At 70.1% G+C, this 18,725-nt stretch carries 14 protein-coding genes; 9 read left to right on the top strand and 5 right to left on the bottom strand.

Going from position 1 to position 18,725, the window contains the following annotated elements; all coding sequences use genetic code 11:
• Positions 1-142 precede the first annotated feature (142 nt).
• Positions 143-2,035: an arabinofuranosidase catalytic domain-containing protein gene (locus OG199_RS02100; protein WP_405827555.1), complete on the bottom strand. Its 1,893-nt coding sequence runs from the start codon at positions 2,033-2,035 to the stop codon at positions 143-145.
• Between the two features lie 489 nt (positions 2,036-2,524).
• Here OG199_RS02100 and OG199_RS02095 point away from each other — a divergent pair, with 489 nt between their 5' ends.
• Both OG199_RS02095 and OG199_RS02090 read left to right on the top strand, forming a co-directional pair.
• Positions 2,525-2,785 (top strand): hypothetical protein, encoded by a 261-nt coding sequence (locus OG199_RS02095; protein WP_405827553.1) that lies wholly within the window; start codon positions 2,525-2,527, stop codon positions 2,783-2,785.
• Positions 2,786-2,908: 123 nt separating this feature from the next.
• Positions 2,909-3,256, top strand: a complete 348-nt coding sequence (locus tag OG199_RS02090; protein WP_356805061.1) for a hypothetical protein — start codon at positions 2,909-2,911, stop codon at positions 3,254-3,256.
• Positions 3,257-3,326: 70 nt separating this feature from the next.
• Here OG199_RS02090 and OG199_RS02085 read toward each other — a convergent pair whose 3' ends face one another.
• Together OG199_RS02085 and OG199_RS02080 are read right to left on the bottom strand one after the other, a co-directional pair.
• Positions 3,327-3,614 carry an STAS domain-containing protein gene (locus OG199_RS02085; RefSeq protein WP_266707146.1) on the bottom strand — a complete coding sequence of 96 codons (288 nt, stop codon included), beginning with the start codon at positions 3,612-3,614 and terminating at the stop codon, positions 3,327-3,329.
• Entirely contained in the window at positions 3,614-7,774 is a 4,161-nt protein-coding gene (locus tag OG199_RS02080; RefSeq protein ID WP_405827551.1) for a SpoIIE family protein phosphatase, read from the bottom strand. Before OG199_RS02080 ends, OG199_RS02085 begins: the two co-directional genes overlap by 1 nt.
• A gap of 238 nt (positions 7,775-8,012) precedes the next feature.
• Here OG199_RS02080 and OG199_RS02075 point away from each other — a divergent pair, with 238 nt between their 5' ends.
• A complete protein-coding gene (locus tag OG199_RS02075; RefSeq protein WP_356805062.1) occupies positions 8,013-9,308 on the top strand; it encodes a GAF domain-containing SpoIIE family protein phosphatase in 1,296 nt (431 codons plus the stop codon).
• Entirely contained in the window at positions 9,305-9,658 is a 354-nt protein-coding gene (locus OG199_RS02070; protein ID WP_405827548.1) for an STAS domain-containing protein, read from the top strand. The genes OG199_RS02075 and OG199_RS02070 overlap by 4 nt, the downstream gene beginning before the upstream one ends.
• A gap of 117 nt (positions 9,659-9,775) precedes the next feature.
• Here OG199_RS02070 and OG199_RS02065 read toward each other — a convergent pair whose 3' ends face one another.
• On the bottom strand, positions 9,776-10,141 hold the full coding sequence (locus tag OG199_RS02065; protein WP_405827546.1) for an STAS domain-containing protein: 366 nt from the start codon (positions 10,139-10,141) through the stop codon (positions 9,776-9,778).
• A 160-nt stretch (positions 10,142-10,301) separates the two neighbouring features.
• On the opposite strand from OG199_RS02065, the gene OG199_RS02060 reads away from it, so the two are divergent.
• On the top strand, positions 10,302-10,778 hold the full coding sequence (locus OG199_RS02060) for an ATP-binding protein (RefSeq protein ID WP_401804714.1): 477 nt from the start codon (positions 10,302-10,304) through the stop codon (positions 10,776-10,778).
• Positions 10,779-10,940: 162 nt separating this feature from the next.
• Here the strand turns inward: OG199_RS02060 and OG199_RS02055 are convergent, their stop codons facing one another.
• Entirely contained in the window at positions 10,941-11,294 is a 354-nt protein-coding gene (locus OG199_RS02055) for a PRC-barrel domain-containing protein (protein WP_405827544.1), read from the bottom strand.
• A gap of 257 nt (positions 11,295-11,551) precedes the next feature.
• Here OG199_RS02055 and OG199_RS02050 point away from each other — a divergent pair, with 257 nt between their 5' ends.
• The 4 genes from OG199_RS02050 (at position 11,552) to OG199_RS02035 (ending at position 18,415) form a co-directional block, all read left to right on the top strand.
• Positions 11,552-11,728, top strand: coding sequence for a CsbD family protein (locus OG199_RS02050; RefSeq protein ID WP_401804717.1), 177 nt, complete (start codon positions 11,552-11,554; stop codon positions 11,726-11,728).
• Between the two features lie 172 nt (positions 11,729-11,900).
• On the top strand, positions 11,901-13,454 hold the full coding sequence (locus OG199_RS02045) for a CHAD domain-containing protein (RefSeq protein ID WP_405827542.1): 1,554 nt from the start codon (positions 11,901-11,903) through the stop codon (positions 13,452-13,454).
• A gap of 770 nt (positions 13,455-14,224) precedes the next feature.
• On the top strand, positions 14,225-17,680 hold the full coding sequence (locus tag OG199_RS02040; RefSeq protein ID WP_405827540.1) for a phosphodiester glycosidase family protein: 3,456 nt from the start codon (positions 14,225-14,227) through the stop codon (positions 17,678-17,680).
• Between the two features lie 285 nt (positions 17,681-17,965).
• Positions 17,966-18,415, top strand: a complete 450-nt coding sequence (locus tag OG199_RS02035; protein WP_356803159.1) for a spore-associated protein — start codon at positions 17,966-17,968, stop codon at positions 18,413-18,415.
• The last annotated feature ends 310 nt before the right edge of the window (positions 18,416-18,725 follow it).

Raw genomic sequence — 18,725 nt, 5'->3', positions numbered from 1 at the left:
GGGAATGCGGGCCATGCGGGGCAGGTGTTTGGCATGCGAACGGTCAGTTGCTCCCGGCTGGTCCCGCCGGGTCGCCCGGCCGGACCGTTCCCTCCGGCCGGGCGCCCGATTTCGTGCGAGGAGCAGGTGCACCGACCGCCGCTCAGCCCAGTGCGAACTTCTGGGCGGCGGATCCGTTGCAGTCCCAGATGCGCAGGCGGGTGCCGTTGGCGGTGGCGCCGTCGGGAGAGTCGAGGCAGCGGCCCGACTGCGGGTTGAGGAGCGAGCCGTCGGCCTGTTGCTGCCAGATCTGACCACCGGCTCCGTTGCAGTCCCAGAGCTCGACCTGGGTGCCGTTGGCGGTTGCGTTGCCGTTGATGTCGAGGCAGCGGCCCAGGGTGTGCAGCCGGCCGTCCGAACTGTGGAACCAGTGCTGGTCGACCGCGTACGACTGGCAGCCCCACAGCTGTACGGCGGTGGCGTTGGACCCGTTGTCGTCCCCGGCCACGTCGGCGCAGGTGCCGCCAGGTCCCGCCACGGGAGCGCCGCCGTTGACGGCGAACTTCTGGGCGGCGGACCCGTTGCAGTCCCAGATGCGCAGGCGGGTGCCGTTGGCGGTGGCGCCGTCCGGAGAGTCGAGGCAGCGGCCCGACTGCGGGTTGAACAGCGAGCCGTCGGCACGCTGCACCCACTTCTGCCCGCCGACCCCGTTGCAGTCCCACAGCTCGACCTGGGTGCCGTTGGCGGTGCCGTTGCCGATGATGTCGAGGCAGCGGCCGATGGTGCCGAGGGATCCGTTGGCGTTGTGCGTCCAGTGCTGGTCCTCGGCGTACGACTGGCAGTTCCACAGGCCGACGGCGGCACCGTTCACGCCGGTGTCGTCCGCGCTGACGTCGACGCACTGGCTGCCCGGGCCGGTGATGGTGCCCTGCGGGCCGTTCGGGACGCTGGTCTGGCCCGAGTAGCCGACGGAGACGATGTTCGCCTGCACGGCGTTCTCGGCGGCGTCGGTGGGATAACCGGCGACCATGACGCCCTCGAAGAAGGACCCCATGTTCCAGTTGCTGTTGTCGCCGCCCGTGCCCAGGATGATGCCGCCCTCCTGCTGCATCGGCCGGTATCCGCCCCGCGAGGGCAGGGCCCCGTCCCACCATGTCGTCAGGCCGCCGGACTGGGAATTGCCTCCCTTCAAGGCGTAGGTGGTCTGACCGTTGTTCTTGAGGACCGCCGTCACGTACGTGCTGTTGTTGCCCTTGTTCGCGGTGTTGGAGCCGTTGTCGCCCTGGAACATCCCGTTCTCCAGGTCGGCTTCGACCCACGGTCCGGAGCCGCTGCACGGGGCGAAGTAGCAGGTGGTGGCGATGGATACGGCGTCCATGTGGCCGTTGCCCGTGTCCGCGGGTGTGGACTCCGCGTTCCCGTAGTCGAAGCAGCAGGCGGAGCCGACGTGGGTGCCGCTGGCGACCATGTACGCGCCCTCCGGCTGCCCGTTGACGGCGACGCCCGACGCGGCACCGTGCGAGCGGTAGCCGACGCCGGGGGAGATCCAGATCCCGTACACCTTGTGGCCTCCCGCGGTGACCGACAGCTCACTCGCGTCCGCGCCCCGGTCGGCGCCCATCCCGGCCGTGCCCGCGGGGCCGGGAAAGAGGTCGTTGTGGCGGGAGGTCTGGTCGTACACCTTGGAGATGCTGCACGTGGTGTTCGCGCAGAAGGTGTCCTGCTGACCGGCGTTGGCGTAACCCCCGGCCGACAGGAGCCCGATGTCGGTGCTCGCGCCGTCGGAGGCGCGGGTGACCTGGTAGAGCGGTCCGCTGTACGCGGAGGACAGCGCGCGGGTGGTGCTGTGGGCGGCGACGCACGGCGTGCCGGCACCGGCGTAGATGTCGCAGGGCTGTGATCCCGCCGCCTGGGCGACGCCGGGGAGGCCGACCAGGGCGGTGACCAGCAGGCCGATGGCGGCGGCGACGGACATCAGGGCCTGTGCGAGTCGGCGAGCGGGGCCGGCCGGGTGCCGGGGGTGGAGACGCGAGGTGGCAGATCTTCTTCTGCGCATAGGTGCTCCCAATGGGGGGATGGAGCTACAACTCGCCCTCGGGGCAGCTGAGTTCACGCTGCCTGGCGACTGCGTCGGAAGCTACGCGCGCTGGTTGATAGCGTCAATATTTGTCGCTTTTCTTTTTGCCTGGCCCATGGTCGTGTCTGAACGTGTTGCTTTGCGCCGATCAAGGCAGCGGCGACCTGTCGCCCCCCCCGTGGGGGTCACTTCAGGCCGAAGACCCGGGTGACGCGCTGGTCCACGCTGTTGCCCCGGGCATATCGCGCGGTGGCCGCAGGGGTGACGAACCGTGCCGCCCGCCCGCGACGAGCTCGCGGCGGCCGTCCCGGACACCGGACGCCTCCGGCCGGCACACCGCCAGGGTGCGGACGGCGTCCGGGCCGCCGAGCGGCTGACCAGCCCCGAGGCGACCCGGTCGCGGCATCATCGCCCGCCGCAGGGGTACCTGCGTCCCATGCCGTCCCCGCGCCAGGAAGTGAGAACGTCATGAGTGAACGCCGTGTGGAAGCCCCCGGGAACAGTGGGGGAGCGTCACCGAAGCCGATACCCAGGGACCTGCCCGATCAGCAGGCCACCTCCGACGAGGACCCCTGGGACGTCGTCGGTGTCCCGCCCCGGGACGCCGCCGACCAGGAGCCCGATCCCGAGATTCCCGATACGGACGAGGCCGGTACGGGCCGCAGGGGCGCGCCGCAGTCGGGCAGCGGACGACCGGCGCACCCCGTGCCCGACGAACCGCCGGCGTGACCGCCCCGCGCGCGGCGGGAGTTCCGGCGGGTGCAGCCGCCACGGGGTCTTCGCGGCGGCCGGCGCCTCCGCCGAGGACCCGAAGCGCGTCGTCGACCCTCAGCAGAAAGGAGTGTGACCCCGATGGTCACTGTGTCCCTCTCCGGAGCGTCCAAGGAGGACGCGGCCACCGTCTTCGACGTCCTGCGGACGGCGTTCCCCGTCGACCGGCCCGCGGACGCCGTGCCCCAGGAGCAGCCGGGGGACCACCCTGCCGTATGGACCGCGCAGTTCGTCCCGACGCAGGAGCGCATACCCACCGGGCCGACCCGGCTGGAGGGTTCGCTCACCGCCACCCTGCAGGGCGGCTACGTCGCCGTGGACCAGCTCTGCGAAGCCCTGAGAGCCGCCTTCGCCGTGGACGAGGAGGGCACGGCGTCGGGAGACCAGGAGAAGGAGGTCGACCTGCGCCTGCGCACGAAGCGGCCGTGACACCGGGACCGCGTCTCACCGCTCGCGCGCACGCCTGAGCGGCGCCCGCCGTCCACGCTGCCGGACGAGGTCACGCCTCCTGGACGGTGGTGAGGTCGGCGAGACCGGAGAACATCAGGACGGGAGTGAGCAGCGGGGCGGTGATGAGCTCGATGCGGTCCGCGTGGGCGAACAGAACGCTCAGCCCGGCGCTGTCGAGATAGTCGATCTCGGTGAGGTCGATGACGACGCGCCCCGGCATGTTCTCCAGCGCGGAGGCGAGCGCGTCGGTGTTGCTCATGTCGATCTCACCGGTGGCCTTGAGGAACGCGGTTCCGTCCGGCCGGTGCCCTGGGGTGAGAGTGAGGGGTGTGGTCATCAGGAGATCCTCGTGTGCATGTCGACGGTGGTGCCGACTGGTCCAGGGGTGATGGTGACCTGCTGCATCATCGCTCGCATCAGGGCCACTCCACGGCCGCGGTGCGCGTTGGCCTCGGGTTGGGGGGTCTTCCAACGTCCGGTGTCGGCGACGGTCAGCCGCAGGTCGCCCACGAGGGCTTCGGCGCGCAACCGCACGGTCTGCCCGGGAGCGTGACGGTGACCGTGCTCAATGGCGTTCGCGCAGGCTTCCCCCGCGGCGACCAGCACCCTCTGCGCCGTGTGGGGCGGGAGGTCGCACTTGGCCAACCAGGTGCGCAAGGCCTTGCGCACCGGCGCGAGTTGCTCCGACTCGGCCGGGAACGTCAGCTCCAGGGGAGCGGGGTGACGGTAGAGCAGCAGAGCTACGTCGTCGTCGTAGCCGTTCGCCGGGGCGAGGCGTGTCATGACCTGGGTGGCCAGCTCGTCGACCGCGGTCTCCCGGCCGTCCTGGACGGCTTCTCCCGCCTGGTCGATGCCGGTGGTCAGCGGGCGCCGCCGGCGTTCGACGAGGCCGTCGGTGTACAGCAGCAGGGTGGCGCGGGCGGGCACGGTGCATTCGGCCTGCGGCCGCTGGGCCCCGGGGCGTACGGCGAGCGGAGCGTACCGGCCGCCGTCGAGGAGTTGGGTGGTGCCGTCGGGGTGGGCCAGGATGCCGGGCGGATGTCCGGCGCTGGAGTAGGTGAGGTGACCGGTCTCCGGGTCCAGCACTCCGCAGAAGACGGTGGTGCACAGGGCACCCTGTACGCCGGCCGCGAAGTGGTCCAGTGCCATCAGTGTCCGGCCGGGATCCGAGTCCTGGAGCAGCAGGGCCCGGCAGGCGCTGCGCAGTTGACCCATCACGGTGGCGGCTTCCAGACCACGGCCCACACAGTCGCCGACCACGATGCCGATCCGTCCGTTGGGCAGGGCGATGGTGTCGTACCAGTCGCCTCCTACCTCCAGGGGGCGGGCGGCGGGCTCGTAGCGGACGGCGAAGCCCTCGGGCAGCTTGGACGGGCCGAGGATGGCTCGTTGCAGAGCCAGCGCGGTTTCCCGCTGCTGATCGATCTGGTGGGCGCGGGCGAGGCTCTGGGACAGGTGGCCGCCGAGCAGTGACAGCAGGAGTTGGTCCTGGTCCGTGAACGGCCGGTTCTGGTGCAGGTCGAGCCAGATGACCAGCGGACCGTCAGGGTGTTCCAGGGTGATGCCGGCCCCGGTGGCATCGGCGCGCGGTGTCAGCGTCGGGCCGTCCCGCAGCGCGGTCAGCGCCGCACGCCGATCCTCGTCCAGTGCGCTCCAGGTCAATGATGTGTCCGAGCCGGTCAGTTGCGGCCCCTGGTCCGCGGAGAACACGACGGCGACGACGCGCTGGGCGCGCCACAGGGTCCCGAACTCCTCCAGGGCTCCCGCCAGGGCCTGAGGAAGGCTGGTGGCCTGGGAAAGACGCATGCTGAGGGCGGCCAGAGCGGTCTCTCGCTGGATCGCGTAGTGCTCCGCGGTGACGTCCCGGAACGTTCCCACGGTGACGGTGCGTCCGGTGTCGGGGTCCTGTGCCTGGTTGAAGGAGGCACTCACCCACAGCCGGTGTCCGTCGCGGTGCGTGACGGGGATGGTGTAGCTGCCCCGGCTCGCGGCCAGCAGACCGGAGAAGGCCTCGGCGACCTGCTGGTGGGCGTCGGCGTCCGCTTCGGCGTCCGGCCACCAGGGGTGGACGGGCGCGTAGGGCAGACCCTCGGGCCCGTATCCGAGGATGTCGCTGAACGCGGTGTTGATCTCGATGACCGCGCCGTCCTCGTCGCAGACGAAGAACGCCTCCTGCAGGGAATCGACGAGCGCGGTGCGCCAGCGGGCATGGTGGTTGCGCAGCCGCGAGAGGTCCAGGTTGCCGCGCACCCGGGCCAGCAGTTCGGCCGCGGCGAAGGGCTTGACCAGATAGTCGTCGGCTCCTGCCTGCAGTCCCTCGATGGACGCTTCCTCGCCCGCGCGGGCGGACAGCAGCAGGACGGGGACGGCCGCGGTCCGCGCCTCGGCGCGCAGTGCCGTGACCAGGGCGAGTCCGTCCATGCGGGGCATCATCACGTCGCTGACGACGAGATCCGGTGGCAGTGCGCGTACGGCCTCCAGTGCCTCCACGCCGTCGGCGACCGTGGCGACTTCGTAGCCGGCCCCGGTCAGCAGCCTGGTGAGGTACTCGCGCATGTCGGCGTTGTCGTCGGCGACCAGAACCCTGGCGGCCGCGACCGGTCCGGCGGAGGACGTGTCGACCGACGGGTCCTTCACACCCTGGGGGACCGCGTCCGTCCGCTCCCCGGGCAGCCAGCGCAGGGCTTCCTCCACGTACGGTGCGGCCGCGGCGGGTATCGCGTCCCGTTGTGTGCCGGAGACGAGACTGTCGGGCGGCAGATGCGTGGTACCGAAGGGCAGACGGACGGTGAAGCGGGTGCCCTCGCCCTCGGCGCTGGACGCGGTGATCGTGCCCCCGTGCAGGGTGACGAGTTCCTGTACGAGGGCGAGACCGATACCGCTGCCCTCGTCGGAGCGGGACCGGGCGTTCTCGATACGGTGGAAACGTTCGAACAGGCGCGGCATCTCATGGGCCGGGACACCGATACCGGTGTCCGTGACGGTCACCACCGCCTCACGGCCGTCGCTGCGCAGCGCCACACCGATGGAACCGCTGAAGGTGAACTTCAGGGCGTTGCTCAGGAGGTTGAGGATCACCTTCTCCCACAGCCCGCGGTCGACGTACACCGGGCTGTCGAGCGTCGGGCAGTCGACCGTGAAGGTCAGCCCCGCCTTCTCGACGGCCGAGCGGAAGACGCTGGAGAGCTCGCTGGTGAGCGAGGCCAGATCCACCGGCTCGTACTGGGCCTGCATCCGGCCGGCCTCGATGCGCGAGAAGTCCAGCAGACTGTTGACCAGCTTGCCGAGCCGCAGCCCGTTGCGGTGGATGACCTCCAGTTCCTCCCGCACCTGTGGGTCCGACTCGGCCAGCCTGCCGCGCAGTTCCTGCACCGGGCCCATGATCAGGGTGAGCGGGGTGCGGAACTCGTGGCTGATGTTGGAGAAGAACGTGGTCTTGGCCCGGTCCAGCTCCGCGAGCACTTCCGCCCGCCGCTGCTGCGCCTGGTAGCTGCGCGCGCTGGCGATACCCGCCGCGATGTGACCCGCGGCCAGCTCGACGAAACCCCGGTAACCGCCGTCCAGCGGCCGGTAGCGGTTCAGCGCCGACACGAGGAATCCGTAGGGAGCGCTGCCGGGCTGCAACAGCGGCACCACCAGGGCCTGAGTCGGGGGCTCCTGCCAGCTTCCGGCGGGCAGCTCCGAGGACGGGACGCCATCGAGATCCATCAGCACCGCTTCGCCCTGGAGCAACTCGGTGACGGGCCACACCGTCCGAGCGCCGTCGGCGGGCAGCGTCCGCGGAGCCACGGGATCTCCCGGGCTCACTCCGGTCGAGGCCGCCAGCCGGGCGGAGCCGTCCTCCTCGAAGACGTACGTCAGCGTGAAGGGAAGGTCCTGCGGATTGTGTTCCAGCTGTCGGGCGGCGAAAGCCAGCATCTCCTGCTCGGTACGCACCACGCTGGGATCGGATCCGAGATCGCGCAGTGTGGCCATCCGCCGCTCGCCGATGACCCGCTCCGTGTCCTCACTGACCACGCACAGCATGCCGACCACGCGGCCGTCGTCATTGTGCAGGGGGCTGTAGGAGAAGGTGTGGTACGACTCCTCGGGGAAACCCGAGCGCTCCACGAACAGCAGGAGCGCCTCGTCCCAGGTCGCCCGGCTCGTGGTCATCACCGTGTCGATCCGCGGGCCGATGTCCGGCCAGATCTCCGCCCACACCTCGCGCGCCGACCGCCCAAGGGCCCACGGGTACTTCCCGCCCAGGGTGTCGCTCCGGTAGGCGGCGTTGCAGAAGAACGTCAGCTCCGGGCCCCACGCCATCCACATGGGGAACCGTGAGGACAGGAGAATGCTCACCGCCGTCTGCAGGCTCTGCGGCCAGCCGGACGGTGATCCGAGCGGCGTCGCCTCCCAGTCCACCGAGGCGAGATCGCGGCCGACCTCGCTGTCGGCGGCGAAGACATCGATCCCCGTCGCCGGTCGTGCCTCAGGCCCGGGCCTCTCGGTGCCCACTCGACATCCCCTCGTTCCTGTCTGCCGACACCGTCAAGCGCGGTACACGTCCAAAGAACCCTCACGCCCGCGCCGCCCTCGCCCCGCCCGCCCGCTCGGCGTCCCCCGGAAGTCGCGACCACGGCCGTGGTGCGGTGGCGCAATCCGTAGGATAGGACAGCCACTCTCACCATGGGCGTGGGGGGACGAACAGGAGTCGGCGGTGGCTGTGCAGGACGACGCCCAGTCTCCTCGAGCGATGACCTCGCTGAGGGGCGAGGCCAGGCGCCCGGACGTCACGCAGCGCTACGGCGGCCTGGAAGCAGCCGCCGTCGACAGCATCCTCAGCCGGGTCGCCTCGCTGGCCGCCGCCCTCTTCGACGCGCCCCTGGCGACGGTGGCGGTCGCCGGCACCGACGGTGCGTGGTTCCGGACGACGCACGGATCGGACCTGGTGGCCGACCCCGGCAGCGCCCCGGAGCCGTGGACCCGCACGCTCCTCCCCGACAACTCCGCCACAGCCGGTGACACGTCCACCGGTGCCCGTACGGTGATCGGTCGGCCGACCCACGGTGAGCCGGGCATACGATTCTGCGTCGCCGCTCCCGTCGTCACCGCGGGCGGCGAACGGCTGGGCAGCATCCAGGTGCTGGACACCCGGCCCAGGAAGGCCACCGACCGGCAGATGAGCGCTCTCGAGGACCTGTCCACCCTGCTGGTGGACGAACTCGAGCTGCGGCTGTCGGTGAGCGGCACCGTCGCGACCGAGCGCCGCATGCGCAGGGACGCCGAACGCCTGGCCCGCACCCTCCAGCGCACGCTGCTCCCGCCCGCCCTGCCGGAAGTTCCCGGGCTCGGGGTCGCCGCCTCGTACCACAACGCGTCTCCGGACGAGGTCGGAGGAGATTTCTACGACCTCTTCCCCCTCAACGACGGACGCTGGGGCTTCTTTCTGGGGGACGTGTGCGGAAAGGGCGCCGAAGCCGCCGCCTTGACATCCCTGGCCCGATATACACTGCGTGCCGCGGCCATATACGACCCCGATCCGTGCGCGGTACTGGCGAATCTCGACACCGTCCTCAAGGGCGAATACCAAGGTGATGATCCCCGTTACTGCACCGCAGTATTCGGAGTTCTCCAGCCGGAGTCGGACGGGTCCTTCGCCGTCACGCTGGCCGGCGGAGGCCACCCGCCGGCGCTCGCCCTGCGCGCGGACGGGGCCGTCCGTCCCATCTCCACCAAGGGAGGCCAGCTCATCGGTCTCCTTCCCGACCCGCACTTCGTGACGGCCACCCTGCGACTCGCCGCCGGCGAGACGCTGCTGCTGTACACGGACGGCCTGACCGAGGCACGCACCGAGACGCGGGCCATGCTCGGGGAAGCGGGACTGGTCGCCCATCTCTCCGCGATCCGCCCTCGGGGTTCCGGTGCCCTGCTGACCGCCATCGATGAGCTTCTTGGTGGCCTCGGCGCAGGTGTCACCGATGACACGGCACTATTGGCCCTCTCCGTCCCGCCTCCCCGCAATGAACCGACCGCCCAGGAGCTTCAGTGACCCAGCGCACCCTTACCGCCGCCTCCAAGGCTCATTCCTCCGGGGTCACCGTGCTCACGGCAACCGGTGAACTCGACTACCACACCGCCACGGAACTGCGCGCTGCGGTCGACGAAGCCGCCTTCACGGCCGACGGCACAGTGATCGATCTGAGCGGGCTCACCTACTGCGACTCCACGGGCCTCACCGTCCTGGTCACCGCGTACCAGCGGGCCGCGGCCGCCGGATCCCCTCTTGCCCTGGCCGGACTCAGCGCGGATCTCACCCACGTCTTCGAGATCGTCGGACTCGACCAGTTGTTCACCCTCTCCCCGACGATCGAGGAGGCCATCGAGTCGCTGCGCCGCTGACGCCCACCCCCGGCGTCACGAGCGCGCATGCGCTCCGCGGCGAATCTCCGGAACAACGCTGGAACGACGCTGGGACGACGTCCGGACCCGCTGTCGGCTCGCGGCGCGGGTGGACGCTCAGCTGTGGAGGGCCTGTTCGACGGTGGGATGGCACTCGATGACGGAGTCGAGGCCGACGAGCTGGATGACGCGCAGGACGGGTCCCTGCGCGCCGGCGACGCGCAGCCAGCCGTTGGCGTCAGCGGCAGCCTGGTGGGCGGAGACGAGGACGTTGATTCCGCTGGAGTCCATGAAGGTCACGGCGCTGAGGTCCAGCGCGGTTCGGGGCGGGTCCTGGCCGTCGGCCGGCAGCACGATGGCACGGAGGGCGTCCGTGACATCGTGGTCGATCTCACCGGCCAGCGTCACGACACGGATTCCGTTCGTCGTGTGTTCTTTGACGGACAGTCGGTCCGGCCTGTCCGTTCCCTGGATGCTGGTCACTGTCTCCTCGTTTGCGCTCGCCCGGTTCACCGCGTGGAGATTGTGCCCCAACGCCCGCGGCGGATGCAGCTGAACGGCTGTGCCGAAGAGCACGTTGTGATTACGTGATTGAGTGACGGGTACACGAGGGCTGTAACAGACGGGGAACGAGGGAGTCGGGATGGGAGCCCAGACCGGCGATGAGCGCGGTGTGGGGCATGTCACCACGGTACAGGCGAGCTACGCCCTGGGTGATGACGACGGCTGTATCGCCGACGCCCGCCATCTCGCTGTGGCCTTTCTTGAACAGGCGCGTACCGCGCACGGACTGGCCGTGTCCGCCCGTGTCATGGATCTGACGCAACTGGTCGTGAGCGAGCTGGTCACCAACGCCCGCAAGTACGCCCCGGGGCCGACGCTGATGCACCTTCGGATCGCCGACGGCATCGTGGACGTCGCCGTCTGGGACAGCGACCCCACCGTCCCCACCGCCCGGGCAGCCGACCCAGGCAGGATCGGCCAGCACGGTCTGGAAATCGTCAAGGCCGTGGCCTGGCACCTCGACGTCGAACGGGAAGCGGTCGGCAAGCGCATCACCGCCCGGCTGCCTCTGGCCGACACACCCCGGAGCGGGGTCACCGCGCTCCGTCTGCCGTGACGGAACGTCAAGCGGCCTTCTGACCAACGAAGCCCACCCACCCCTCCTGGCTCGGCCGTCCTGCCGCCGTGGGTGGGACGGGAAGCCGGTGGGCGGAACGTGAAGTGGGGGCCGGCCGGAAAGGATGCGGCGGGCCCCCACTCGTGGGGTGGTGCGGTGGGGTCAGGCGCGTCGTTGGCCCTGGTAGTAGGTGCCGACCTGCTCGTGGTAGCCGGGGTCGCCGACGTGCTTGTCCTTGTCGAACTCGGGGGAGTCCTTGATCTGGTCCTTGGTGAGAGCGACGTAGATCTTCTGTTCGGCCTGGTCGATCGTCGTCACGGTGCCGGCGGGCAGCAGGACGTGCTTGCCGAAGATCCATACGCCGGTGTCGACCACGAGGTAGGAGGAGTGGACGTCGTCCGAGTGCTTGTCGACCTTGCCGATGCTGCCGTCGGTGGCCTCGACCTTGTAGCCGATCAGGTCGGCGCCCGCGGTGTGGCCGGTGGTCGGCTGGTAGCCCCAGATGTTGTCGCTCATAAAAACGGCTCCTTCTTCGATATTTTTCGCTTCCCCGCTGTCAGAAAATGCGGGGTTGTACAGGCGCCATCGAATTCGGTGACGTTTTCCCGGAACGCCGGGTGCCCTGCGTCCCGGGTGCTACACATCGAATGTCTCAGGACGTCGGGATGTGGGGACCGATGTTTTCCCTGTGGAAACTTTCCAGGTTTGGGGGCCGTGAACGGGGTGAGACGGGGGGTGAATCCTTTTCCCGATACGACAGGATGTGAGTGGTTGTGGCTGCGGACGAGAAGGCTCAGGCCAAGGGCGAGCAGGCCGAGGGCAAGGTCAAGAAGGTCGTCGGTGGTGCGGTCGGCAACGAGTCCCTGCGGGCCAAGGGACGGGCCGAGGAGTCCAAGGGCGACCTGCGCGCGGCCAAGGAGAAGGCCAAGGACGCCGTCAAGCCCAAGTAGCTCCACAGCAGGCGCCTGTGACACCGACCTGTCCGGTCCCGGCAGTCCGTCTCCCCTTCGGACTGCCGGGATCAGTGGCGTCCGGGCGACGACGGCGAGGTACCCCGGCCCCTGGAACCGTCTGTTCGCCCCACGAATGTTTGAGCGGCGCTGAGACGTGCACGCGCCCCATATGACCTATTCGAAGCGAGAGACAGAGCGAAAGTACGAAGCCCCGTCGGCCGATGACACCGCGTGGCTGCCGGACCTCACCAGCGTGGACGGCATCGCATCGGTCGTCGGTGAGGGCCCCGACGAACTGGACGCCGTGTACTACGACACCGACGACCTGCGTCTGGTCGGCGCGTCGGCGACACTCCGGCGAAGGACCGGCGGGGCCGACGCGGGCTGGCACCTCAAACTGCCCCTGTCCGGAGACAGCCGGGAGGAGGTGCAGGCCCCGCTGTCCGACACGATTCCGGTCACCCTGCGTGACCTGGCGCTGTCCCGTACCCGAGGGGGCGAACTGAGGCCGGTCGTCCGCATCCGGTCCACCCGTAGCACGCAGCACCTCCTCGGTCCCGAAGGTACGGTCCTCGCGGAGCTGAGCCTCGACAGGGTTCGCGCCGAGTCGCTGCTCGCCAAGAGCACACGTGCCGCACACACCTCGTGGACCGAGATGGAGGTCGAGCTCGCCGAGGACACCGATCCCGCGCTGCTCGACGTCGTGGACAGGACGCTGCGCAAGAACGGCATCGACCGTGCGCACAATCCGTCCAAGCTGGCCCGGGCCCTGGAGGAAACGGGAGCGGGAACGGGAGCGCCGCGCCTCTCGCAGGAGCGTGCCGAGAACGTCGTACCCGGCTCGGCCGCCGAAGACGTCCTCGGGTACGTGGACGCGCAGGTGCACAGCCTGGTGGACCTCGATCCCGCGGTACGCCGCGGTCTGCCCGACTCGGTGCACCGGATGCGCGTCACCTGCCGTCGACTGCGCAGCACCCTGCGTACCCACCGGGCGGTGCTGGCGCGCGAGGTCACCGATCCGATCCGCGAGGAGCTCAAGTGGCTGGGCGGCGAGCTGGGTGCCGAACGCGACCAGGAGGTCCTCATGGAACGGCTCGACGCGCGCCTCGGGGCCCTGCCGAGCGAACTGGTCCTCGGGCCCGTCGGTGCCCGGCTGCGGGTGTGGAACGTCTCCCGCTCCTCCGAGGCGCGGCAGCGCACCCTCGACGCCCTGCTCTCACCCCGCTACCTGGCCCTGCTGAATTCCTTGACCACGCTCACGAAGCAGCCGCCGCTGCGTCGTAAGGCCGCCGGCGAGCCGGAACAGGTGCTGGTCAAGGCGATCCTCAAGGAGTTCGACCAACTGGCCGGCCGGGTAGCGCACGCGCTCGAGCTCTCCCCGGGGACGGAACGGGACAAGGCCCTCCACCAGGCCCGCAAGGCGGCCAAGAAGACGCGGTACGCCACCGAAGCGGCGCGCGCCTCGCTCGGCAAACCCGCCAAGCGGCTCGGCAAGCGCGTCAAGGCCGTGCAGAAGGTGCTCGGGGAGCACCAGGACAGCGTCGTCGCGCGGGACGTCCTGAGGAACCTGGCCCTGGCGGCGCACGCGGCGGGGGAGTCCGGCTTCACCTGGGGCCTGTTGTACGGCCAGGAGAACGCCATGGCCGAACGGTGCGAACGGGAACTGCCGACCGTGTGGGCCGACGCGTCGAAGCCGGGGCTGCGTGAGGCGCTCGTTCACTGAGACCGTTCTCTCCCGATGTCCGCCCTCACGAGGCGCGCGGACACCGACCACCTGGGGATGGCGCCCCCCTGCAACTCGACGGCCATGCATCTCGACCGCGCACGGCACCTCAGCGCGCCCGTCGTCGCGCTGCCCCTCCTGATCGCCGCCCGAGCCGCGCCCCTCGCTCGGCGCGCGGCCGTGACGATCCGCGTCTTCCTGCCCCCTCGGCGCCAGTCTGATCGCGATCACGCGGGCCGGCGGGGACCGCCTGCGCCCGCGGAACCGAACCCCGTCGAGCCGCGTTCCGGGGCTCCGTCCAGCCCACAGCCGCACGGGCGTTGACGGACGCACGCGCAGCACGGTGACGACGGGAGGCGCTCGACGGCGTAGGCCCGTTTCGGCGCCTCGCATGTCGTCGGCCACGGCGACCCTGATCCCCAAGAGCCGCGAATCCGCCCCGCGTTGCCATGGGCGGCCCACCCCCGCATCCGGGTTCCCCGGACGAACGACGCTGCCCAGACGCACCACCGGGGCCTCGACGGGTGCTGCGGGAATACACACCGTCAGGGGGCCGTCGCCGGGGGCGCCCGACGGAGCTCCCGTCGGTCGGCGAACCGTGCTCCGGCGAGCGGAGATGAAGGTTAACGCAACCTGACCTGGGCCGGAGCGAAACGCTCCAGATGGTCATCTGCTTCATCCGGTGGGGAAACCTGCGATCTCCCGAGACGGTGTGCGGTGGCTGTGCGCACCGGTGTCCACCGGTACGCACGTTCGTAAGGAATCACTCAATGACACTTCGCGCAAAGAGACCTGCGGGACCCGGCATACGCCGTACCGCGGTCGCAACCGCGGTGGCGCTGGCGTTCGCCGGTGCCGCGACCGGTGTGGGAACCGCTTTCGGTTCCACCGACGACGTGGCCTCGCACGGCCACGCGGTGGACCGGAACTGGCTCCCGGACACGCCGGAGAACTGGCCGCTGGTGGTGGACTACACGCGCACACCGGCCGAGACCGTCACCCGCGGTCTGCAGCACTACGGCGAGACCTACGACACCGTCGGCGGCCGCCAGCACATCCAGGTGCTCAAGGCCGACCTCGCCGACCCGAACCTCCGGGTCGGCGTGGTGGAGGCCGGCGACACCATCACCGACCCGGAGGACGAGACCCCGTCGTCGATGGCCCGCCGCACCCACGCGGTGGCCGGCGTCAACGGCGACTACTTCGAGATCCACGCCAGTGGACGCCCGCTCGGCGGCGTCGTCTCCAACGGGCACATGCTCAAGAGCCCCAAGCCGGGCTTCGCCTCCCAGCTGGGGGTCAAGCCCGACGGCACCATGGTGATGGGGCCGGAAACCTTCTCCGGGACGATCACCGCAGGCTCCGCGACCCGCCCGCTCACGTCGGTGAACACCGTGAACGACGCGGCGTCCGGCGGCGTCACCGAAGTCACCCCCGACCTCGGCGAGACCCCGGGCCTGACCCAGCCCTCCACCCTGGTCCTCGGTCACACCACCAGCGGCGGCTTCGTCGTCGACAGCGTACGGACCGGTGTCACCACCGTGCCGCGGCTGACCTCCGATCAGCTCGGTCTGCTCGGCGCCGGGACCGGCGGGCAGTGGCTGGGCGACAGCCTGCACACGGGTGACGCGGTGGGCATCACCGCGCGACTGTCTCCCGACAACGATGTCACACAGCTGGTCAGCGGCGTCGACACGCTGGTGAAGGACGGCAAGGTCTACAAGGACCCGACCGGCACCCCGCCCAGCGGCGCCAACCCGGAGACCGCGGTCGGCATCACCAAGGACGGCAAGCACGCCGTCGTCGTCGCCATCGACGGACACGGTGGCGCCGAATCGGCGTTCGGCGTGACGCCCGAGCAGGCAGCGGGCTACATGGTCGCCCACGGCGCCTGGACCGCGATGCTCTTCGACGGCGGCGGTTCCACCGGCATGGTCAGCCGCGCCCCCGGCGCCGATCAGGCCGAGGTCGTCAACACGCCCTCCGACCAGCCCGGCAACACCGAGCGCCCGGTCGCGAACGGCATCTTCTTCTACACCACCGCCAAGGAAGCCGGAGACGCCGTCAAGGTCGTGGTGAACGGCGGCGAGACGGTCACCACCGTCGCCGGCGGCGCCATCCCGGTTCCCGTGCACGCGCTGGACCGGTTCTCCAACCCGGCGGCCGGCCGGATCAAGGTCCGGATCGAGCCCTCGTCCCTCGCCACCTACGAGGACGGCGAACTGACTCCGCGCCACACCGGCACCGGCCGGATCGTCGCCTCCGACGGCCGGGTCACGACCTCCGAGAAGCTCGAGGTCGTCAGCAAGCTGCAGTCCCTGACGGTCTCCCCCGACAAGGCCGACCTCGACAACGGCGCCACCCAGCAGCTCTCCCTGTCCGGCACCGTCAAGGGCGGGGGCGCGGTGCGGATCCCCGCCGAGGCCGCCACCTGGAAGGTCACCCCGGACGACCTGGGAACCGTCGACGCGCACGGCCTGTTCACCTCGGACACCGAGCACGGCGGTCTCGCCGAGGTCAGCGCCACGGTGGCCGGCACCACCACGACCACGTCGATCGCGGTCGGCCGGGTCACCAAGGTCGTCGACCCGATGACCAGCACGGACGTCTGGCGGCTCAGCAACAACACCACCGGCAAGCCGGCCACGCTGAGCGCGGACCCGGGCGTCGTCCCGCCGGAGTCCACCGAGTCCGGTTCCCTGCGCCTCGACTACACGATGCCCGCCGGAGCCGGCGTCAAGCAGCTCGTGCTGGCACCGAAGGTCACGCTGAAGACCGACACCCACGACGGTCAGGTCCCCACCGGCATCGGTGTGTGGATCAAGGGCGGCGGCCCCGACGGCATCCAGCTCGCCGAGAAGTACATCAACGTCGACGGCACCGCCAACACCCCCCTGTACCTCACCGGTGTCACGTCCGACGGCTGGCGACTGGCGGTTGCCCAGCTCCCGGCGGGCATGAAGTTCCCGCTGACCGTCAGCTACCTCGACTTCCTGGCCATCAGTCCCAGCACCACCTACACGGGTTCGCTGAACGTCGCCGGACTGCAGGCGCTGTACTCGCCGCGGCCGGTCGTCGAGCCCGAGTACAAGGCGATCCCGAAGAACCCGTCGTGGCTGACGTTCGAAGAGGACTCCGCCCGGTTCGCCAAGCACGGCGCGACGCTCCTCACCGGTGACGACGCGCACCTGCTCGCGAACGACCCGGGTTCCGTGAGCAGCAACGTGATGGACTCCGTCGCGAAGAGGCTGCCCACCCTCACCCCGCAGGCCCGGCCGGACGCCGCCCAGTTCCTCGGAGACATGTCCGACGACGGCAAGCCGGCGGACCTGCAGTTCGCCAAGTCCAAGATGGACGCCCTCGGTGTCCCCGAGCGCGACATCGTCGGCAACCACGAGATCACCCAGGGCGCCGACGCCGAGAACGGCAACTACAGCGACACCTTCGGCGACACCCACTACGGCTACTCCCAGGGTGCGGCGCGGATGATCGTCACCGACAACTCGCACGGCAGCCTGCAGTCCTCGGACCCGTTCCAGGACCCGGAGGGCGAACAGTACCCGTGGCTGGTGCAGCAGTTGACGGACACCACCGCCAAGGACGTGCTGGTCATCACGCACATGCCGGCGTACGACCCGCACCCCGCCGCGAACAGCCAGTTCACGGACCGGTGGGAGGCGCGCATGTACCTGCGGCTGGTGCAGCGCTACCAGGAGACGCACCCGAAGCAGCACGTGATCATGATGTACGGTCACGCGCGCGGCTTCTCCGAGCAGATCCTCGACCCCGAGGGGCGGAGCGTGACGACGGCCGAGGGCGGCATTCCGCAGTTCGCCTTCGCGGACCTCGGCATGCCCGCCTACGCCCCGGCCGACCAGGGCGGCATCTACCACTTCGGCCTGATCCGGATCGGTGACGACGGAGACCTGCAGTACACGGTCGAACCCGCTCTCGCGTCGATCACCGTCAAGGGCCCCAAGGACCCCATAGTCGAGGGCGACCATGTCACCCTGACCGCGACCGGGGACCAGATCGCCGGCGACAACATCGCACCGCTCACCATTCCGATCGCGGACCCGGCGTCCCACCTCTGGAGCTCCAGCGACCCGAAGGTGGCGTCGGTGGATCCCTCGACCGGAGCCCTGACCGCCCACCGCCACGGCACCGTCACCGTCTCGGTGACCTCCGGCGGCATCACGGGCAGCGCCCAGGTCGTCATCCGGTGATCTGATCCACCACGGGGTGCCGGGCATCGCCCGCGCGGCCCGCGGACATGAGTGCGGGGAAGGAGTCGACTCCTTCCCCGCACGGCTTTTCCCACGTGGTTCGTCCGAAGCGCTGTTCGCCCCGAACCACTGCCGGGCGGCCGTCCGAACCGGCAACGGGCCCCCTGGAACGCCGGTCCGCCCCACCCGGATCTGACGTCTCTCGCGAACGGGTACAACCATCCGAACGCGTCGCGGGTCACACCAGACAGGAGCAACCGACTCCAACAACAACAAGGGGGAAATATGCGATTCAACCGGGCTGTCCTGACCGCATCCGCGTTGGCGGCGCTGTCGGTCGGGACCGCGACCGCGATGGCGGCACCCGCCTCCGCCGCGGCCAACACCACTCCGCAGAAGGTCTGCGGAAGCAGCTACCGGACGGTGAACTCGGCGCCCGTCGGGTCGCTGGGGACGGTCTACCTGACGTACAACTCCTCGAACGGCAGGAACTGCGTCGCGACCATCCGCAGCACCCCGGGTGCCCTCAAGGACATGTCGGCGTGGATCTACGTGGGCGCCACCGACGAGGGAGCCCAGGACTACGGCCGGTACACGTCGTACGCCGGCCCGGCCTCCGTCTACGGCAAGGCCTACTGCGTCGACTGGGGCGGCAACATCGGCAACGTGTACGTGCAGGTCACCGGCTCCAACTGCGCTGCCCTGAAGGAGCACCGGGTCACCACGACCCGTTGACCCGCTCTTCCCGCCCCCACCACGTCACGCGTGCCGCCGTCACCCGCGGCCCGGCCGTCGGGACGAACGAGTTGACGGTCGTCCGGTGACGACGTCGATGCGGTGGCCGGGCGGGAACCCGCAGTGATGCAGCTCGCCCTGGCGGAGCCCGCGCGGTTCCGTCAGGGCGAGGGCGTGTCGCGAGAGTCCCGCCTGCCTCGCGACGCCTGGCACGCCCCCTCGTCGCACCGCGCGAAAACCCTCGCAACACGCCCTAGTTGTGTGCGCCACCCCGGGCGACGACTTCTGTGATGTCGCCGGCCCTTCCCCA

Source organism: Streptomyces sp. NBC_01176, from assembly GCF_045039825.1.
Taxonomy (GTDB): domain Bacteria; phylum Actinomycetota; class Actinomycetes; order Streptomycetales; family Streptomycetaceae; genus Streptomyces.
The sequence above is the reverse complement of the archived record's forward strand: the minus strand, read 5'-3'. Positions and strand labels throughout refer to the sequence as shown.

Excerpts from the sequence above, each read along its gene's own strand:
- OG199_RS02100 (WP_405827555.1), bottom strand. The coding sequence starts at position 2,035 with ATGCGCAGAAGAAGATCTGCCACCTCGCGTCTCCACCCCCGGCACCCG.
- OG199_RS02095 (WP_405827553.1), top strand. The coding sequence starts at position 2,525 with ATGAGTGAACGCCGTGTGGAAGCCCCCGGGAACAGTGGGGGAGCGTCA.
- OG199_RS02090 (WP_356805061.1), top strand. The coding sequence starts at position 2,909 with ATGGTCACTGTGTCCCTCTCCGGAGCGTCCAAGGAGGACGCGGCCACC.
- OG199_RS02085 (WP_266707146.1), bottom strand. The coding sequence starts at position 3,614 with ATGACCACACCCCTCACTCTCACCCCAGGGCACCGGCCGGACGGAACC.
- OG199_RS02075 (WP_356805062.1), top strand. The coding sequence starts at position 8,013 with ATGACCTCGCTGAGGGGCGAGGCCAGGCGCCCGGACGTCACGCAGCGC.
- OG199_RS02060 (WP_401804714.1), top strand. The coding sequence starts at position 10,302 with ATGGGAGCCCAGACCGGCGATGAGCGCGGTGTGGGGCATGTCACCACG.
- OG199_RS02055 (WP_405827544.1), bottom strand. The coding sequence starts at position 11,294 with ATGAGCGACAACATCTGGGGCTACCAGCCGACCACCGGCCACACCGCG.
- OG199_RS02045 (WP_405827542.1), top strand. The coding sequence starts at position 11,901 with ATGACCTATTCGAAGCGAGAGACAGAGCGAAAGTACGAAGCCCCGTCG.
- OG199_RS02040 (WP_405827540.1), top strand. The coding sequence starts at position 14,225 with ATGACACTTCGCGCAAAGAGACCTGCGGGACCCGGCATACGCCGTACC.
- OG199_RS02035 (WP_356803159.1), top strand. The coding sequence starts at position 17,966 with ATGCGATTCAACCGGGCTGTCCTGACCGCATCCGCGTTGGCGGCGCTG.